The organism is Pseudomonas putida (genome assembly GCF_002906855.1).
Classification (GTDB): domain Bacteria; phylum Pseudomonadota; class Gammaproteobacteria; order Pseudomonadales; family Pseudomonadaceae; genus Aquipseudomonas; species Aquipseudomonas putida_N.
Genome location: NZ_MINI01000038.1, coordinates 1,795,434 through 1,812,281, shown reverse-complemented (window position 1 = coordinate 1,812,281; position 16,848 = coordinate 1,795,434). Strand labels below are relative to the sequence as shown.

At 56.9% G+C, this 16,848-nt stretch carries 9 protein-coding genes and 5 tRNA genes; 5 read left to right on the top strand and 9 right to left on the bottom strand.

Annotated features, from left to right (window positions below; genetic code table 11):
* The first annotated feature begins 4 nt into the window (after positions 1-4).
* Positions 5-415 carry a PA2817 family protein gene (locus BGP85_RS21010; RefSeq protein ID WP_103449692.1) on the top strand — a complete coding sequence of 137 codons (411 nt, stop codon included), beginning with the start codon at positions 5-7 and terminating at the stop codon, positions 413-415.
* 137 nt (positions 416-552) lie between these two features.
* Here BGP85_RS21010 and BGP85_RS21005 read toward each other — a convergent pair whose 3' ends face one another.
* The 4 genes from BGP85_RS21005 to BGP85_RS28955 all read right to left on the bottom strand — a co-directional run bounded on the left by BGP85_RS21005 (position 553) and on the right by BGP85_RS28955 (position 8,836).
* Positions 553-1,041, bottom strand: a complete 489-nt coding sequence (locus tag BGP85_RS21005; protein ID WP_103466513.1) for a hypothetical protein — start codon at positions 1,039-1,041, stop codon at positions 553-555.
* A 60-nt stretch (positions 1,042-1,101) separates the two neighbouring features.
* Positions 1,102-3,972 carry a hypothetical protein gene (locus tag BGP85_RS21000; protein WP_103449691.1) on the bottom strand — a complete coding sequence of 957 codons (2,871 nt, stop codon included), beginning with the start codon at positions 3,970-3,972 and terminating at the stop codon, positions 1,102-1,104.
* A gap of 30 nt (positions 3,973-4,002) precedes the next feature.
* Positions 4,003-8,325 carry a hypothetical protein gene (locus BGP85_RS28960; protein WP_181004546.1) on the bottom strand — a complete coding sequence of 1,441 codons (4,323 nt, stop codon included), beginning with the start codon at positions 8,323-8,325 and terminating at the stop codon, positions 4,003-4,005.
* 88 nt (positions 8,326-8,413) lie between these two features.
* The gene (locus BGP85_RS28955) at positions 8,414-8,836 is read right to left on the bottom strand and encodes a hypothetical protein (RefSeq protein WP_181004545.1); all 423 of its coding nucleotides are present in this window, start codon (positions 8,834-8,836) and stop codon (positions 8,414-8,416) included.
* Between the two features lie 322 nt (positions 8,837-9,158).
* Here BGP85_RS28955 and BGP85_RS20985 point away from each other — a divergent pair, with 322 nt between their 5' ends.
* From BGP85_RS20985 to BGP85_RS20975, 3 genes are all read left to right on the top strand, one after another.
* Positions 9,159-11,195 (top strand): hypothetical protein, encoded by a 2,037-nt coding sequence (locus BGP85_RS20985; protein ID WP_258035902.1) that lies wholly within the window; start codon positions 9,159-9,161, stop codon positions 11,193-11,195.
* Positions 11,196-11,378: 183 nt separating this feature from the next.
* Positions 11,379-13,571 (top strand): autotransporter outer membrane beta-barrel domain-containing protein, encoded by a 2,193-nt coding sequence (locus BGP85_RS20980; RefSeq protein ID WP_103449690.1) that lies wholly within the window; start codon positions 11,379-11,381, stop codon positions 13,569-13,571.
* 79 nt (positions 13,572-13,650) lie between these two features.
* Positions 13,651-15,126, top strand: a complete 1,476-nt coding sequence (locus BGP85_RS20975) for a hypothetical protein (RefSeq protein ID WP_103449689.1) — start codon at positions 13,651-13,653, stop codon at positions 15,124-15,126.
* Positions 15,127-15,164: 38 nt separating this feature from the next.
* On the opposite strand, the gene BGP85_RS20970 is transcribed toward BGP85_RS20975, so the two are convergent.
* The 5 genes from BGP85_RS20970 to BGP85_RS20950 all read right to left on the bottom strand — a co-directional run bounded on the left by BGP85_RS20970 (position 15,165) and on the right by BGP85_RS20950 (position 15,729).
* A tRNA-Gly gene (locus tag BGP85_RS20970) sits at positions 15,165-15,240 on the bottom strand.
* A gap of 86 nt (positions 15,241-15,326) precedes the next feature.
* Positions 15,327-15,402: transfer RNA gene (locus tag BGP85_RS20965), tRNA-Gly, on the bottom strand.
* 3 nt (positions 15,403-15,405) lie between these two features.
* Positions 15,406-15,481, bottom strand: a tRNA-Glu gene (locus BGP85_RS20960).
* A gap of 92 nt (positions 15,482-15,573) precedes the next feature.
* Positions 15,574-15,649 (bottom strand) — tRNA-Gly (locus BGP85_RS20955).
* A gap of 4 nt (positions 15,650-15,653) precedes the next feature.
* Positions 15,654-15,729 (bottom strand) — tRNA-Glu (locus BGP85_RS20950).
* Positions 15,730-16,071: 342 nt separating this feature from the next.
* On the opposite strand from BGP85_RS20950, the gene BGP85_RS20940 reads away from it, so the two are divergent.
* The gene (locus tag BGP85_RS20940) at positions 16,072-16,839 is read left to right on the top strand and encodes a hypothetical protein (protein WP_103449687.1); all 768 of its coding nucleotides are present in this window, start codon (positions 16,072-16,074) and stop codon (positions 16,837-16,839) included.
* The last annotated feature ends 9 nt before the right edge of the window (positions 16,840-16,848 follow it).

Sequence of the window (16,848 nt, the reverse complement as noted above, 5' to 3'; positions counted from 1 at the left end):
CCCTATGGCCAATCCCCACCTGCAATACCACCTGCATCTGCTGAACCACCTGCGTACCATCCTGGTGGCCCTGGGTGAAGCAGAGCAGGTACCGGAGGAAAGCCACGCCCTGTTTCTCGAACGCTTCGACGAGCTGCTGACCCTTCTGCCGCAAGACCCACTGCAGAGCCAGTACCTGGGCCAGGACCTGATTTGCCAGGTGATCCAGCGCTATCCGCAAGTCGCCCACCTGGTACCACGTGACCTGCTGTGGTTCTTCGGCGGCGACTGCCTGCACTACATGCCGGATGCAGAACTGGACCTTTACCAGCATCTGGAAGAGCGCCGCTACGAGGCCGAGCAGCGCGGTGAACCTTTCGACTGGAACGCAGAAAAACAGTTGCTAAGCGCAGCCAACCCAACACTGCACAGTTGATCTTGCCAGGCACCACTGAGGGAGCAGAAGACAATGCGACGCCCAAGGGGGCTGCGGGCCCTTGGGCGTCGGACGAACTCCACGTTGAAGCTTCAGCATCACAGCTTGTTTACAGCCGAACCGAGGGCAGTGAGCGTTCAGTACTCAACGGTGACACATGACAACTTACCACCTATATTTCCATGGTCATAGTTTCCGCGCTTATAGAGAAGCCCTTTCGAAATAATGTCTCCCGGCTCTTTGCCCTTGATATTCGAGATCAATTCCCAGTTCCCTGTAACATTATTTATGTACGTCTGGGTAACAAAATACCAATCAACACCGTCTGACGTACTGCAACTTTTCTCAGAATGAAAGGTTACCCTAACAGCAGAAGGAACGTTCCACAGCTGGTAATAATACATGTCATCATTGGGACAAATAACATCCTTCCCAAAGACGTATTCCTTCGTGCCACGCTCGACAATCAATAAGCAACTATTACCCACATCAGGCTTTCCATCCTTACTACCTGCAAACTGAATTACCGCATCCGAATCGGAATGTCTTTCATTCGCAGTCTTCGCGCAACCCAACAATAGCAGCGAAAGAATGCTCAACGAAGAAAAAAACAGGCTCGCTTTCATAAAAGTTCTCCAGTTGACTCAAACGAGCAGTTCGCCCGCCGCGCAGGCGAACCGGCAATCTCACAAGATAAAATAGTCTATGTAGTTGCGAGGGCTCGAATAAAGAGGCGCCTCATGTTTGAAGTACAAGTAATGAGGATTCCCCTGATGATCACGCAACAGCACATAGAAACCTTCCGAAAGCGTGTCACGGTCAAGCTCACCTGGCGCCTTGTAGCTGAAATCCGGCACCCGATGATTGGTAATGACAAAGGCACCTTCAACGAAGCGCTCCAACAACACGTCTGTATCAAGCTCTTTGCGCCCACCCATAAGCTTCTGCAGGCGCTCATCAAAAACGATCTTGACTTCCAAATTCATCCACTTTTCTTCTTCCTTGGAAAAGCGGTCCCTGAAAATCGAGCCTGTAAAGCTGAACATCGTTTCATTATGATGCTCAGACTCCCACCGGATCATTGATTGATGCACGGGATAGATTGAGGACCGCTTGATAAACTCAGCCGTCTCAAAACTGCCATCTTTCAGCCTGAAGACCCAATAATCGATCGTTTTCAAATGAAAATCGAATGCAGGGTCATCTGGCATTTCTGGATCAATGGGCCTATTGGGGTCGGGATTATCTCCACCGCCTTCCACGCGCACCGGCGTCAGGTAATAATCTGACTGATCCCGGACGGGCGCTGCTTTTGGCCTCACCACTATCTGCGAATCAAACTTGAGTGACGTTTCGGTACCACCGACATCGACCCGGAATCCGCTGTAAAGCGTGACATCAACATCGGCCTCATCGCCACAATGCAAGTAGAGTACCCGGCGTGTCACGTTTTCTTCACGCGCCTCAATTGACACTGGGTATGCTGGCTGGAATCGGTTAGGCACATTACGTGTTCCCCACCGATGTAGGTCATCCTGTTCTATGCCACCACTGGGGTTATCATCATTGAGCGCAACCAGGCGTTGTTTACTCCCCTCGAAATACAGGCCGATGCTTGCACGCTCATCCTCGCTGAGGCGATAGTATTTCCCATCTACCGGCAGGGGCTCGATCTCTACCGCCACGTGCAACGGCTGGAGTCCATGATTGATCAACTCGCCGTAGCTTTCATTGGCGTCGCCACCGGGCACAGTGACCTTGTGATACCTGAGTTCGTGCCAGCGCCCTTCCTCTGCCAACAGCGGCTCGCCAAATGCCAACAGGCTGTAACCGGCTGCCAGCACAACGCCGTTATTGACCGCCTCACAGACCACCACACTGGTGCCCCGCTCATTGCCCGATGGTGCGGTGTAGTTACGGCCTTCGAGCTGGCCTGGGCCAATCAGTCGCCAACGCCGTTGTGCTCCGGCAAGGAACGCCGGGTCTCGCTCTCGCAGTGATACGCTCTGGCCCGCCTCCAGGCCCGTGGTACGAGCAGGCTCAATGGCCAGCGATTGCAAGCCGTTGAGCATGACCAAGGTCGACATTCGCTGCTGCTGCCCTTTGGCTTGCACCCGCTGGACGCTCAGCTGACGTCGGCTGGCAGGCTTCTCGGCGATGAACGTCACCCGCTTGCCCTGGGCCCGGTCAAGCTGGCCGTGCTGCTCACCAAGCAGCGACCAATTGATTTCATCCGCCTGCAAGGCCGCGCTCAGGACCATCGGCGTGCGCGCTGCGAACACGCCGATCTGCGGCGAAACCTGTTCGTGCTCGAAGTGCACCACCAACTGGGTGGTAGCACGGTGCATCTGGCTATCCTTTTTGATCTCTGCCGTAATCAGGATCGTCAGGCTGTGGTGGCCAATATCAGGTAACCCCACGGCCTGGTAAAGCCCATTACCGTCGATCTTGCCGTCGCCAATGGCAAGACGGCTCTGACGGCTTCTGGCAAACCAGTTCGTCGCCCTGACCTCCGCCCCCTGCTGGTCAACCAACGTGAATTGCTGTTTTTCACCGGCCAGCATGGTCGCGCTTTTCGAACGGATGCTGTACAACGCCGGCACAGCATCGATCGTGCCGAACACAGCAAGGTCATGGGGCTCATGCCGTTCCTTCTCGGCGAACTTGTGCGATGTCGAGAACAGCAACGATGCGAGTACATCCAGACGGTCGTCGGTGACATGCTTGAGCATGCTTTTGTCCACCACCATCGTCGCCGAGTACTTCTCGCTGCCGTCGCTGTTGCGGTCATCAGGAATCAGGTAAGGGAAATCATGCTCAGGCAACTCGCCCTCATGATCATTTGCCTGCAACTGAATGAACGCCAGTACCGCCCCGTCGCCGTAGTTGTCAGCGCCCAAGGTCTTGGCACCCGGCGCCGCCTGGGTGAGGATGCGAAAGTGCGTGGGCGTCAGTGCCGTGTAGCCAGAGAAGTCGAGCATGCCGAGTTCGAACTGGCCTCGGTGTTGCGGTAAATCTGCGAACTCTTTTTCAATGGCCGCAGCAATTCGCTCGTTGACGTGCTCCGCTGCACCGGCAAGGTTACAGCTGAAGCTGGACGCCTCGCGCAAATCCAGCGTAACCCTGCCACGATGGTCGACTTCACCGGTAACCAGGCGTAGCTCGATCGCCATGACCAAGGTGAAACCCATGCTTTCATCGATGATGAAAGACGTCAGCAGGTTTTCTGCCAAAGGCGACCGTTGCAAGTACTCACCGGCCACGATGGGGAAGGTCAGTTGTGCTCTGGAATCACTGAGCGATGCATTGGTAAACGACAGCAAAGGTGCGCCGAACTCGATGTTGCGCAACTTGCTGCGGGTACGAACATGATCTTCGTGATCAACAACGGCATTGAACAACGGCAAGAAACGCAAGTCGCTCAAGCGCTGCCGGTATTGTTCATGCAGCATATCGTTCATCAGCTTGCGGGCGATCGCCGCGACGGCGCCCCAGCCTCTGGTGATATTGCGCCCGGTCATTCGGGCCAACACGTGTTCAATAGGGTTAATGGGCATGTCATTCTCCTGAAAGTGCTCGCCGGGGCTTCACACCGAACGTGGTTGTGGTGCCAGCAACTGACTGCACAAGCCCGGGAAGCGGGTAGCCTGCAGTGGCATGATCAGATGCCCTTCGAAGGTGCCGAAATCGTCTGATTTGAAGGTTGCTAGCACCAGAATGCCGGGTGGCAGATCTGCACTTTGCGGGGGGGTATAGAGCCCGTCGGCGTCGATGGTTCCGGGCCCTACGCCCAACTGCCATTCAGGGGTAACCAGGTTGCCGTTGATGCGGGCAACGAACTTCATTCGACCATCGGCGCGTGGCGTTTCGGCGAGTGTCACAAGCACCGCTGGTTCGCGCTGAATCACCAGAACATGCAGGGACTGTTTGTCATCCGCGCCTGCTACCTGGATTTCATCCAGCCAATAGGTATTGGGCTTGCCCGGGTTGGCCGGCTTGGCCAGATAGCGGCAGCGCCGCCCCTGGGCCTCCTCGACCAATTCACCGCTCTGCCCAGGGTCGTTGGTGACATTGGTCCACTTCAATGGCGCCTTGCCCAGCGCTGCGGCTGTCAATATCCGCTCCGTTCCAGCTTGCATCGTGGTGATGAACGGGTTCGCCCGCAGACTTTGGCGCATTACGGTAATAACGACGTCGCAACGTTGATCCCCAGCACTGGCGCTCACAAGCACTTGCCCGGAACGCCCCTGCAAGGTGTCGGCAGAAGGTGCGGTGTACTTGCCATCCTTGATGACTCCGGGGTGCGTCGGGCCACCCGGGAGGCTTTTAACCGTCCAGGTCAACGTCAACTGCCCGGGGTTCTCAACGTCAAGCGGCTGTTCGCGCCCCACCAGTACGGGTTCGTCAACATCACGAATGCGCAGCTCGGCATTGGCGGCCAGCGACGCCGAGACGGCCATGGCGCCCGGGAACTCGAAGCTGCCTGGCTGCAGCTTGGTCGATGCCCCGATCTGCAACCCCTTCAGCCAGTGCTCTGCTGCTGCCGGATCAAGTGCACGCACCATCCCTTGCAGGATCGCCTGCCGAATCACGAAGGCAGCAAAATCTTCAGCCTGCACCCTCAGTTCTGCGTACTCATCGCCTTCAGGCAGGCCCTTGAGCACACGTGCTTCCTGTTGTTCAGGCCAAGGCGAGAAGAACTGCCCTTCCAGCCAGTAGGGGCCGGGCTCTGTACCGGCCAACAAATAGTAGCGATGGTGCAGGGACAGTTCGAACGTGGCCGTATACACTTCCGCAGCGGCCTGGTGCTCGGACTGACAACTGAACGTCATGCTGCAGTCAATGTTCAGGTGCTGGCTGGCCCAGTCCAACTCGAAACGGGCCTGTAGCCCGCCAGCCACGTCCAAATCGAAGGCCTGCACCTTGAAAAGGTAATCGCTGGATGGGTATTGAGCATCAGGTACCTGCAGCCTGCCCGCGCTGGCAACCATGCTGGCGAGCCGTCCATCCTGATACACCTCATCGAAGATCGCATCCGTCAACTGCCCTTTGAAGCCGTTCAGGTAGGCATTGCGATGCAACAATCGTGAGCTCAGCAACTCAACAGCGGCATCTGGCTGAGGTGGCGTCGGCAACAGCCGTGGGAAGTCGCTGGCCTGGCCAGGGAAGTTGCCTTCACGACCGTAGCCAGAAGAGGCGAACATCACCAACGTATCGCCCTTACCCTCGTCATCGGCCTGAGTACCAAGGTAGGCAGCCTGCAGGGCCCGCTCTGGCCCGGCGTGGGGGGCCGAAAGCATTGAGTAATCGAGCTTGCCCGGGTTGGCTGGAAGCTGCTGCTGAAGCCAGTCACCGGCCAGACTCTGCTCGGCCAGATCATCGCTTACGGCCAAGCGCACGTTTTCGCCCTTGGAAACATCCAGCACCAGCGCCCCCTCCTTGAACACCAAAGGGACCTGTTGGCTTAACTCCAGGTAGTCAAGGGGGTCGTGCGCCGCCAGGCTGAGCACCTTGTATGGCTTCTGGGCCTTGACCAAGGTGCCGCCGTGCAGATTGGCGAGCATGTCCAGACGCGCATTTTCATAGCTGACTCGGCCAATGCCGACTTGGGGCGCTGACATCTGGTAACCGGCGAAGTGATAGACGATATCCGTCATTTCAATCTCGAGTTCGCCCGAGATGTTATCGATACCCTGCCCTTGCTCAAGGTGGGAAGCGTGAGTCTGACTCAGCGAAGCATTACCTGCGGACAGGGATACGCCTGTAATGCTGTCCCACTGCTGTAGATCGGGGTTGTCGGCCAGCCATTTACTCAGTGGGGCTCGCCTTTTCACATTCGAGGGCCCGTGTCGCTCAGCCACTGGGTTGTGCTTCTGAACCTGGTAAGCCCCCACGCCCTGTACCGCGTCCTCCAGCGCTACCGGTGGCAGGGTTTGCAGCACATAGCCTTCAAAGGTGCCCAAAAACCCTCCGTCAACAGAGGCGGTAATCAGGGCGAATAGGTCGCTCCCGGATGGGAGGTGCTTGAAGATACCCGTTGCCGGATCAATCTCACCCGATTGCGAGCCATACCTGACTCCCCACACGACCTTTGCCGGTGATACCGGGTTGCCGTTGACCTTGGCCGTCAACTGCACGGTGCCATTGGTTGGGTCAACAACCCGGCTTATCACCAACGGCAGTTTATCCGCGCTTTCAGTGATCAGAACGGCTGTCTGGCCATGGCCGTCTCCGGGGGCGCTCAACTGCACTTCGTCGACAGCGTAGGCGGCAAGTTCCTCGGGGGCTTGCGGATTGCTGGGTGGCATTTTTTCAGGTGCCGTATAGGTCGCAGTTGCCCAGCTCCCCACCAGTGTTCCATGGCCCGGGTTCTTCAGCGCCCATGTCAGTTTGCTGGCGTCACCGAAGTAGCCGGCCTGCAAGTTGATCGTAGCTTTTGCCTGTGCGACATAAGCCAGCGGATTGATCTGCACGGTTTTTTTCATAACCGTGACCAATGCCGAACTGCTGTTGGTCGGGGTCGCCTTGTCTACTGCGTTGACACGCAGTTGCACGAAGGCGCCATCGACTTCATTGGCCGTTGGCGGGGTATACAAACCAGTGTCCTTGTTGATGGAACCGATCTTGCTGTCCAGCACGGTGTCCACTACTGACTCGATCGACCATTCCAGGTTATTGTTGGCCGGGACCGAAATGAACTGCTTCGGAGCACTACCTACCGTTAAGGTATGCTCCATGGGATCTACCGCGAACGCAGTAACCGCCGGGTTGATATTGCCAAAGAAAGCAATGTCATTGGGTGCATACTGATCCTCCCCGACGATGGTATTTCCAAAGTTGAGCTTGATGGTGTCCTGGACCAATTGTTTGACAGAGCTGGAGAATTTGAAGTTTCGCTCAAGGGCGTCGCGCACGACCGACTCGACACTTGGGAACTGTGGATTTCCAACAGCTTTCAGTACCGCCGCAACCGCAACCAGTATGGCACCCGCAATCAACCACACCATTCCACCGGTAAATAAACCCAAAATGAGCCAATATATGGGGTCATCGCGCGGGTTCTCTGGCGGTTTAATTTCCCCAACCTTTGGAGCCGGCGCCTTGACTTCCTTCATCTCAAATGCTTCATGCTCCAGGGTTCCACCCTCTTCGTCTACCAGACGATAAGTGGACGTCACCACATACTCAAAGTCATCCGTAGCCGGCTTATAGAAATCCGAAGTATCAAACCCAAATTTGATCAAGTTACTCTTGATGTACCCTGTTTCATCATCCAAGTCCAAAGGCTCAATGGTCATCTCGCCTTTGAGGCGCCATTCAACGACGACCTTGCCCTCTTCCATATATACATTAAGCACTTCGGCCATGTGCAAATCGACCGGAGAGATCTTCAGTTGTAAAACCATCTTGAAGTATCTACCCCACAAGTCCGGCTCCGTTTCAAACCGTTCGGTCACAGTTTGTCCTGGAACCTGCATCAGCCCACGTGTGGCACGCGCGCCCGACGGCCTTCCCTCGTCGTCTCGGGTAATTTCAAACTCGACATCTTTCGCGACCGTACGCAAGGACTCGAGCAACTGCGCCAGCATGATCCTGTTTGGGTCAAACAGCACCGTAGCGTCATACTCCCTGTCGCTGGGTAGCAGGTATGTGTAAGCAGGTCCGGGGTAATCCCCCTCCTTGTCACCCTCGTAACGTATCAGCGCGAGCACCGCGCCTTCGCCATCCTTGTCGTTGCGCCCACGTGCCTGGGTGCGCAAGGAGAACGATGCTGCCTCCAGAAGAGGATTACCGCCCGCTTCGATCTGGCCAAGCGGGAGTACCCGCTGCGCATCTGGTAATGCTTCAAACTTCTGCTGGAAGAACTGGCCCACCAGCCGTTGCTCGACCGGGTCGTCGGTCACCTGCATCGTGAAGTCCGAGCTTTCTCGAAGGTCAAGCCTGACTCGCCCTTCTGCACCGACGACCCCAGGTACGTTGGCCAGCAGCAGGTCAAGGCTAAGTTCCGGCCCCTGCAATGGGCTGGTTTCGCGAATTTCCCTGACGCGCCAATCCCCCCCCCGCATTGACCAGGCCAAGCTGGATGCCCTCGATCACCCGCATGTACAAACGCGCCCTGGAGTCATTGGACAACTTTGGCGAAAAGCTCAGGCGCGGCCAATCCAGGGTGAACTTGCTCAACGCAAAGCGCCGATCATCCCCGTTGGGAATGCTCCCATAGATCGGTGCCAGGTAAGCGCCTGTGTTGAACCGGCGTATATACACTTGAAGAAGCAGACGGTCCAGATCTTCCCGGCGCAGGAAACAAAGCATGCCCCAACCGAGCGCGCGCGCCTCTTCCTGCAACCATTCATATAACTTATCAAAAGTCAGCTCTGACATTTTTTCAACCCTCAACCATCCCAGGAACATGACGTGCATTTGACGGCCATCGCGAATGCTGGCTAACGCCCTCTATGAAACGGCCTGATGCAGGCTGGCAGCACTCTATTGGCTGTCATTTGCCTGTCCACGTCGTTGGGCTTTTTTACACCTATTCGGTAGCCGGCTGAAACTAGCACTTTTACCAGGTACCTCATAAAAAATATAAACAAAAGTCGTGCCAGCCTTACCTAGCATTTTTACCAGTTACCCGGAACCCCCCTTCACGCTAGTGTGTGATCACCAACCTGCCAAGGGCTCCAAAACTTACTTTCAATTCTGACCCTTGCGCACTTTCATCCGTTAAACTGGAGCGATATACATGAATTCACCCTCTGCAAATCAGGCACGTCTTGATTATCTGAGCGAGCGTTCACAAAAACATCTTGAAGAGGCTCAGACCCACAGAAAAGACCTGCTCCCGGCGCTCGAAGTTGAGGGAGTGATCCCGGCTACCGAAGGCACCATCCACAAGGATAGGCTCGGCATCCCTCTCAACGTTACCGTTCCAATTTGGCTGCTTTTGCCAGACCCAATCGAGGATGAAGATAAGGATTTGCTTAAACTGCAAATAGCTGAAGTCGACGCTTCAGGAGTGGTCGGCGAGTTCAAGGATATTGGTGATATTCACGAGTATGACAGCACCCAAATAGGCGACATCGAGCTTGAAATACCAGTAACAGATTATCCAGTCAACGGAAAACGCCAACTGCGGTACGCAATGAAAAAGCACAGCTCCTCAACATATAGAGAGTCCGATCCGCTCGACCTGATTTTCGACACAATCCCGCCTTGGGGCAGTCAAAATCCCCCACTTGCGGAGATCCCCGTCATTTCAGGCAACGTCATTACCGATGCGTTCTTTGTGGGCTCCCCGGCTGGGCTGGAAGTTACACTGAAGCCTTATGACAATCAGCGCCAGCAAGATACCTATGCACTTTATTTCACCGACACCCCTCCCGCCGATGGCGCGCTGCCAGTTCCAGTGGAGAGCGGCGCTGTACCCCCAGACCGAAAGCTGCTAATTCCAAAATCAACTATTGAAACACTGGGTGATGGTATTTACTATCTTGCCTACATCCTGATAGACCCTGCTACCCATGTCAGCCGCATCTCCCACCTGGTAAAAATCACCGTTAACTTAGGTGCACTGCCCGCTAACCTGAAGCCACCGGTCGTTCCACTGGCGGCAGATGGTGGCCTGATCGACCTGGACGATGTACGACTTGGCGTCGTCACCCAAATTGAATATGACAATCATCGATCCGATGACTTCGCCGAAGTAACCTGGGGCAACTCCGATCCCTTTAAAGTGCAAATTGGCACTAGCGGTATGCCGCATTCCATCCGCATCCCCTACGCGACCCTGAGAGCGGCCTACGACTTCTCACTTGGCTCTCCCCAAACTGCCACCGTCAGCTATCGAATACTGCGCCATGATGTTTCCTACGGGCTGGAAAGCACGGATGTGAACGTCGACTTGTCGACCGCAGGCCCCGACCCGGACCCTATCCAACCAGGCCCGATTAACCCGGAGCTGCGCGCCCCCGTGATCAAAGGCGCCGTAACTCCCGAGGACAACAAACTAAGGGAGGAAGACGCAGGCCAACCCGTCCAACTGACGTGGGATCTGCACCCTGATCTCAAAGATGGTCAACGGATGAGGTTCTCCTGGGGCGGGATCGTGGTACCTGACCCTGCGGCCCCAGATACACCACTTGAAGTAATCATCGATACTGCAGTGGACCCCATCACAGTCAACCTCGAGTGGGACGTGGTCGAGAAAGCAGGTAACAGCTCCAAAACGCCGGTGCACTGCATATTCCTCAAGGAAACGGGCGAAGACAATCAACAGCACTCAATAAGTCAATTGGTCGATGTTGACGCCATTATCATTGAACCGGACCCGGCCGTGTTCGAGCGCTCGGTTAGTGGCGAAGGCAAAATTCTCGGTTGCGAATCGCTATGGGTCGACCCCAAAAACCCTGACGGTGAACCCGCGTTTCTGGTGACTGTCCACGGTCTAAGCGAGTACCTGCCTGCAGGTGGGAAAATCAACATGAAATGGACCCCCCTGCTCGGCCGCACCGGTGAAAATCCAATTTCCGGGGCCGGACTGGAGATAGCTCTCGATTTCACTAAGGAACAAGCCGAAGAAGGTTTCCAGTGGGAAATCAAACCCTACGAAAAGCACATCTTGCCTATTTTTAGCACCGACATCTCACAGCCGGAGGGCCGCGGGCGTGTTGAGTACAGCTTCGAGTTAGATGGTAAGCCTCTCAAGTCGAAACCTGCAACGATAAGGGTTGCCCTAGGTGAACCTACCGGTGGGAGCTGCCCGCTACCTGTCAAACCTTGACCAAGACGCCTGTGGGCGGGGTGAAGATTTAACTACAGCCCGCCGAGCACAGGAATAGTCGTCGCATTTACCGGACTTTTCCTACAGGAAAAGTTCGGTAAATGCCTAGAATTCGGCGCGATTGGTCGGCCCTGGCGATGCCAGCCGACCCTTTCCGACTTGGACAAATCGCAGGTAATCCGCATGTCAGCATTCTACCCTTCACCTATGCGACGCGCATTGCGCATCGCCTCTTTAGGCCCACTTCTGCTGCTCAGCCCGAGCAGCTGGGCGCTGACCACCATCGAGTTCGATACCACGATCGACCGCAACACCGCGCCAGACAGCTTCAGGGTAATCAAGGGAGCCACCCTCACAGCCAACGGTGCCACAACCAGGCAGATCGAGTTGAGTGGCGGCTCAAACCTCAAGTTCAATGCCAGCCAGATCAACGCGACAGGCATCACTGCCGGACTCAGCGTGACTCAGAGCGTAGCCGACCTCCACGATAGCCGCGTGACCTCGGAGCGGCAAGGCGTAGAAGCCGGTGAGAACGCGAAAATCAATGCATACGGTAGCACCATCATCGGCAGCAGCATGGGTGCATTGGTCAACACCAGCGAGCTGAACCTGTTTGGCAGCCACTTGGAGGCTACCAACCCCAACGCCCCAGGGGTGAACCTGTACGATGGCATCGTGAATGCCTCTGCAGGCAGCAGTATCATCGGCGCCGGAGAGGGCATCCGCGTCCGCGGCGACAACGGCAACCCTGCCGGCGTCGGCACAGTCTTGCTGGATGCCAGCCACGTAGAAGGCAGGACCGGCTCGGCCATCACTGTCGGCATCTCGGGCCGCCTGCCGACCACCGCCGACATCAAGATAATGAATGGCTCTACCCTCAAGGCCGGTAACGGCACCCTGGTGCGAGTCGGCGCCCTGAGCAGCGCAGACATCCTGGTCAGCGCCAGCAAGCTGGAAGGCGATATCGTTGTCGCCGAAGGCGGTAGCGCCAAGCTGGCCCTGGAAAACCTGGCCATTCTCAAGGGCCGCCTGGAAAACCTCGACAAACTGGACTTGAACAGCGGCGGGCAGTGGACCCTGATCGGCGACGCCGAGCTCAAACACCTGGCGATGGACGGCGGCGCCGTGGCTTTTCACGACAATGACGACGAGAACGAAAAGGACAAGTTCTACGCACTGCAAGTGGCCAACCTGGAGGGTAACGGCACCTTCATCATGAACGTCGACTTCGCCGACGGCAAAACCGACTTCCTGGAAGTGACTGGCAACGCCAGCGGCAACCACCAGATCCGCGTGGCCAGCACGGGCAAGGACCCACTGGCCGACACCAACCTGCACATGGTGCATACCGCAGCCGGTGACGCGAGCTTCTCGCTGGCCGGCGGGCCAGTTGACCTGGGCACCTTTGCCTATGGCCTGGTGCAGCATGGCAATGACTGGTACCTGGACGCCTCGATGCGTTCGCTCAGCAACGGCACGAAAACCATCCTGGCCCTGGCCAACACCGCCCCTACCGTCTGGTACGGCGAGCTCACCACACTACGTAGCCGCATGGGCGAAGTGCGTCGCAACGATGGCGCGGCAGGTGCCTGGATGCGCAGCTATGGCAACCAGTACAACGCCTCCACCTCCGGGTTTGGTTACAAACAGCAGCAGCAAGGGTTGTCGTTCGGTGCCGATGGCCGCCTGCCTGCCGGTGACGGTAACTGGCTGCTCGGGGTAACTGCAGGCTACAGCAACTCCGACCTGAACCTGCAAGGCGGCAGCTCGGGCAAGGTCGACAGCTACCACATCGGTGCCTACACCACCTGGCTCGACCCACAGAGTGGCTACTACTTCGACGGCGTTGCCAAGTTCAACCGTTACCAGAACCGTGCCGATGTGCAACTGAGCGATGGCAGCAAGACCAAGGGTGACTACAGCAACCACGGCCTCGGTGTCTCGGCGGAGGTCGGCCGGCACATCAAGCTGGATGATGGCTACTTCATCGAGCCTTATGCGCAGTTGGCCGCCATGACCATCGAAGGGCAGTCGTATCACCTGGCCAATGGCATGCAAGCCTCCGGCGACGACACGCGTTCGCTACAGGGCAAGCTTGGCGCAACCGCCGGACGCACCTTCGACTATGGCCAGGGCCGCATGATCCAGCCTTACCTCAAGGTCGCCGGGGCCCATGAGTTCGTGAACAACAACCGCGTGAAGGTCAATGGCAACAGCCTGGACAACGACCTGGCGGGTTCCCGTGCAGAACTGGGTGTTGGCGTGGTGGCGGCCTGGGCCGAGCAATGGCAGGTGCATGCGGAGTTCGACTACGCCAACGGCGAACGCCTCGAGCAACCGTGGGGCGCCAGCGTAGGCGTGCGATACAACTGGTAGCGACAACGCCCTGCAGCAGCCTTAGGGTTTTTGCAGGGCTTACTACGGGTACAGATTCTTGCGCCCTGGAGGCAATTCAATGTCTTTGAAATCCATCTTGCACTCACTTTTTACTCGCCTTTTTTTGCGGCGTACCAACCCGGACAACTTGCTCAAGCCCGTTGTCATCGAGGGGTTGCTTGCCGACATCGAGGGCGGCGAGACCAACCTGCTGCCCTACAGCGCAACGCAGACCCCGTTGAAGGTGGCGTTCGAGAAGTGGGCACACTCAACCGAAGACCCAGAGGATATTGATAAAGTGACGCTGCACTGGGATGGCCACGATTTCGGTCCCAAGGATTATCCCGGACCGATCGATGAAAAAAACCTTTTCATCATGGTGCCCACCAGCTTGCTGAACGAAGATGGTCCGCACACCTTGACCTACACGGTTGTAAATTACGCCAATAACAGCTCGACCTCCGAACCCCTGACCATCACCACGGATACCACCCCACCCAAACTACCCACTGACAGCCGCCTGCAGGTCGCAGGCGAAGTCGTCGGCGAAGACGGGGTTACCGATGCCTACCTATGGGCAAACGGTGATGCCTTGCCAGCCACGATCCCGTCCTATGCTGACATCCGCCCCGGCGATGTGTTGACCTGGTACTGGAGCACAACACCTACAGGCACCGAGCAGGTGGACACCTGGACCTTGAAGCTGAGCGATACTACCCAGCCCCTGCAGATCAAGTTCCCCGGAGCGTTCATACGCAACCTGGGGGACGGGTTGCGCTACCTGTACTACACGGTCCAGGACCGTGCCAAAACCCCGATTCAAACCTCGGCGGTCTTGCCATTACAGTGCAACGCCACCCCGCTGCCAACCACGTTCTCCTCCCCCTACGTGAAAGAAACAGGCAGCACCGGCGGCGACAGCAGTACCCTGGACCCGGTCCGGGCTGTGAACGGTGCAACAGTAGTCATCGAAGCAGTGAACCGCTTCGACCCCAATGACGATGTGATGGTTCACTGGGGCCGGCCGGGTGAGCACGGCGCCTACAGCGCACCCGTGAGCATTGCTTCCGGTGATATCGTTTGCCCCATCCCCAAAGCGAATGTTGCGGCACGCATGGGCAGCGATCTGGAACTGTATTTCGTGGTAACACGTCGCGACATGCCCTATGAATCGGCCGTGCACAGTTTGAAGATTGATGTGCCCAGCACCCTGGAGGCACCTCAATGCGACAAGATCACCGGCAAGGTGTTGAAACTGAGCAATATCGGCACGGGCGCGACCTTTACCCTTGAGCGCTGGCCACTGATGGATACCAGCCAGTTTGTCAGGCTCCACATCAGCGGCGAGCGCCAGGATGGCAACCAAGACCCGGTCGTGGTCGCGGATGCCATACCGGTACCTTCGCCTGTGGCCATGACGGTGGGTAAAGTGACCCTTACCGATATGGGTGTCTTCGTTGTCCCGACCGCGCTGAAAATCGAGGCCTTTTTCAGCGTGGACGACAAGAAAAACTGGATCCCATTCCCGCTTGTTGAGGTAATGCTGGAAAAGTGACAAAAAAAAACCACTCCTGCTGGAGTGGTTTTTTGAATTGGAGCGGGAAACGAGACTCGAACTCGCGACCCCGACCTTGGCAAGGTCGTGCTCTACCAACTGAGCTATTCCCGCATTTTGAAGCTTTACCGCTAATCGGCGTGAGGCGCCTTTAAGACCCTCACCACCACTGCACCGTGCGAACGCCACAGTATTTAAACTGGAGCGGGAAACGAGACTCGAACTCGCGACCCCGACCTTGGCAAGGTCGTGCTCTACCAACTGAGCTATTCCCGCATTTGGCGTCCCCTAGGGGACTCGAACCCCTGTTACCGCCGTGAAAGGGCGGTGTCCTAGGCCACTAGACGAAGGGGACACACAACACTTTTCAGTGCACCAGCACCTGAACCTCACGATCCAGACTGGATTTCTATTTCCCGCCCCGCCGTTAAGCGTTGCCGGAGAATTTGGAGCGGGAAACGAGACTCGAACTCGCGACCCCGACCTTGGCAAGGTCGTGCTCTACCAACTGAGCTATTCCCGCAATTTGGCGTCCCCTAGGGGACTCGAACCCCTGTTACCGCCGTGAAAGGGCGGTGTCCTAGGCCACTAGACGAAGGGGACACGCTGCTGGCATTACTGCCTGCTTTCACTCCCTGCCGCGTTTCGCTGTGTGCTTTACGCTGCAAGTGGCGCGCATTCTATGGATGGTTGGAAGGGCCGTCAACCCTTTTGTAGAAATTTATTTAAATCAATGACTTCGGCCCATATAGAAGGTGCCACAAGGCGCCGCCGACGGATTGGCGTTGATTTTCTGACGACACCTCGGGCAAGCTCACCATCAATGTGCCAGCATGCAGCTATAAGGCTGATTGCCGATAGAACGAGAGATTTGCCTGCCAAGGCCTCTCGAGAGCAAGCTCGCTCCTACACTCTATATGCAAACCTATTGATGAGGCGTTAACGGTGACACCACTTCTGATCACTCTGCTCATCGTGGCGGGTATCGCGTTGCTGATCGTGATCGGCTACCTCAACAACGTGGTCGAAAACAGCAAGCTCGAACGCGCGCGGCTGAAAGTCGAACTCGCTGACCGGGTACGCCGCTGTGGCGAAATCACCGAGACCTTCCCGGGCCAGTTCATGACCCCGGCCCTCAAGCTGCTGCTGGCGCGCCTGGAGCTGAACCTCAACCAGCGGCAACTGGCGCTGGACAAGCACAACGCGCAACTCAAGGCACGCATCGCCGAACTCGAAGGGCTGGTCGCCCAGGGTGAACGCATCCCAGTGAACAACCCGCCCTGCCCGATCCAGACCGAGGTCAAGGCCAAGGATGTGCGCTTCCTGCTCGAGGCGCTGCACAACCAGATCGTCAAGGGCAGCCAGGAAAACGTGCTGCATACCAACGAAGCCAAGCAGTGGGTCAAGGAGATCCGCCATATCCTGGTGCTGCTACATATCGAGTTCTTCAACAACCTCGGCCAGCAGGCGCTGCAACAGGAACAGCCGGGGCAGGCGCGGCTGGCCTTCGAGCGCGGCGTGCAGTACCTGCGCAAGCAGCCGGAACCGAGAGTGTATGAAGAGCAGCTGACCTATCTGGAAAAACTGCTGGCGCGGGCCAATGCCCAGGTGCTGGACAAGATGGAACCGGCAGAGAACGAACAGAACGAATTGACCGAGGGGCTCAAGACCGACGAGGACGAGACCTGGAAAAAGCGGGTGATCTACGACTGATCCTTTAAC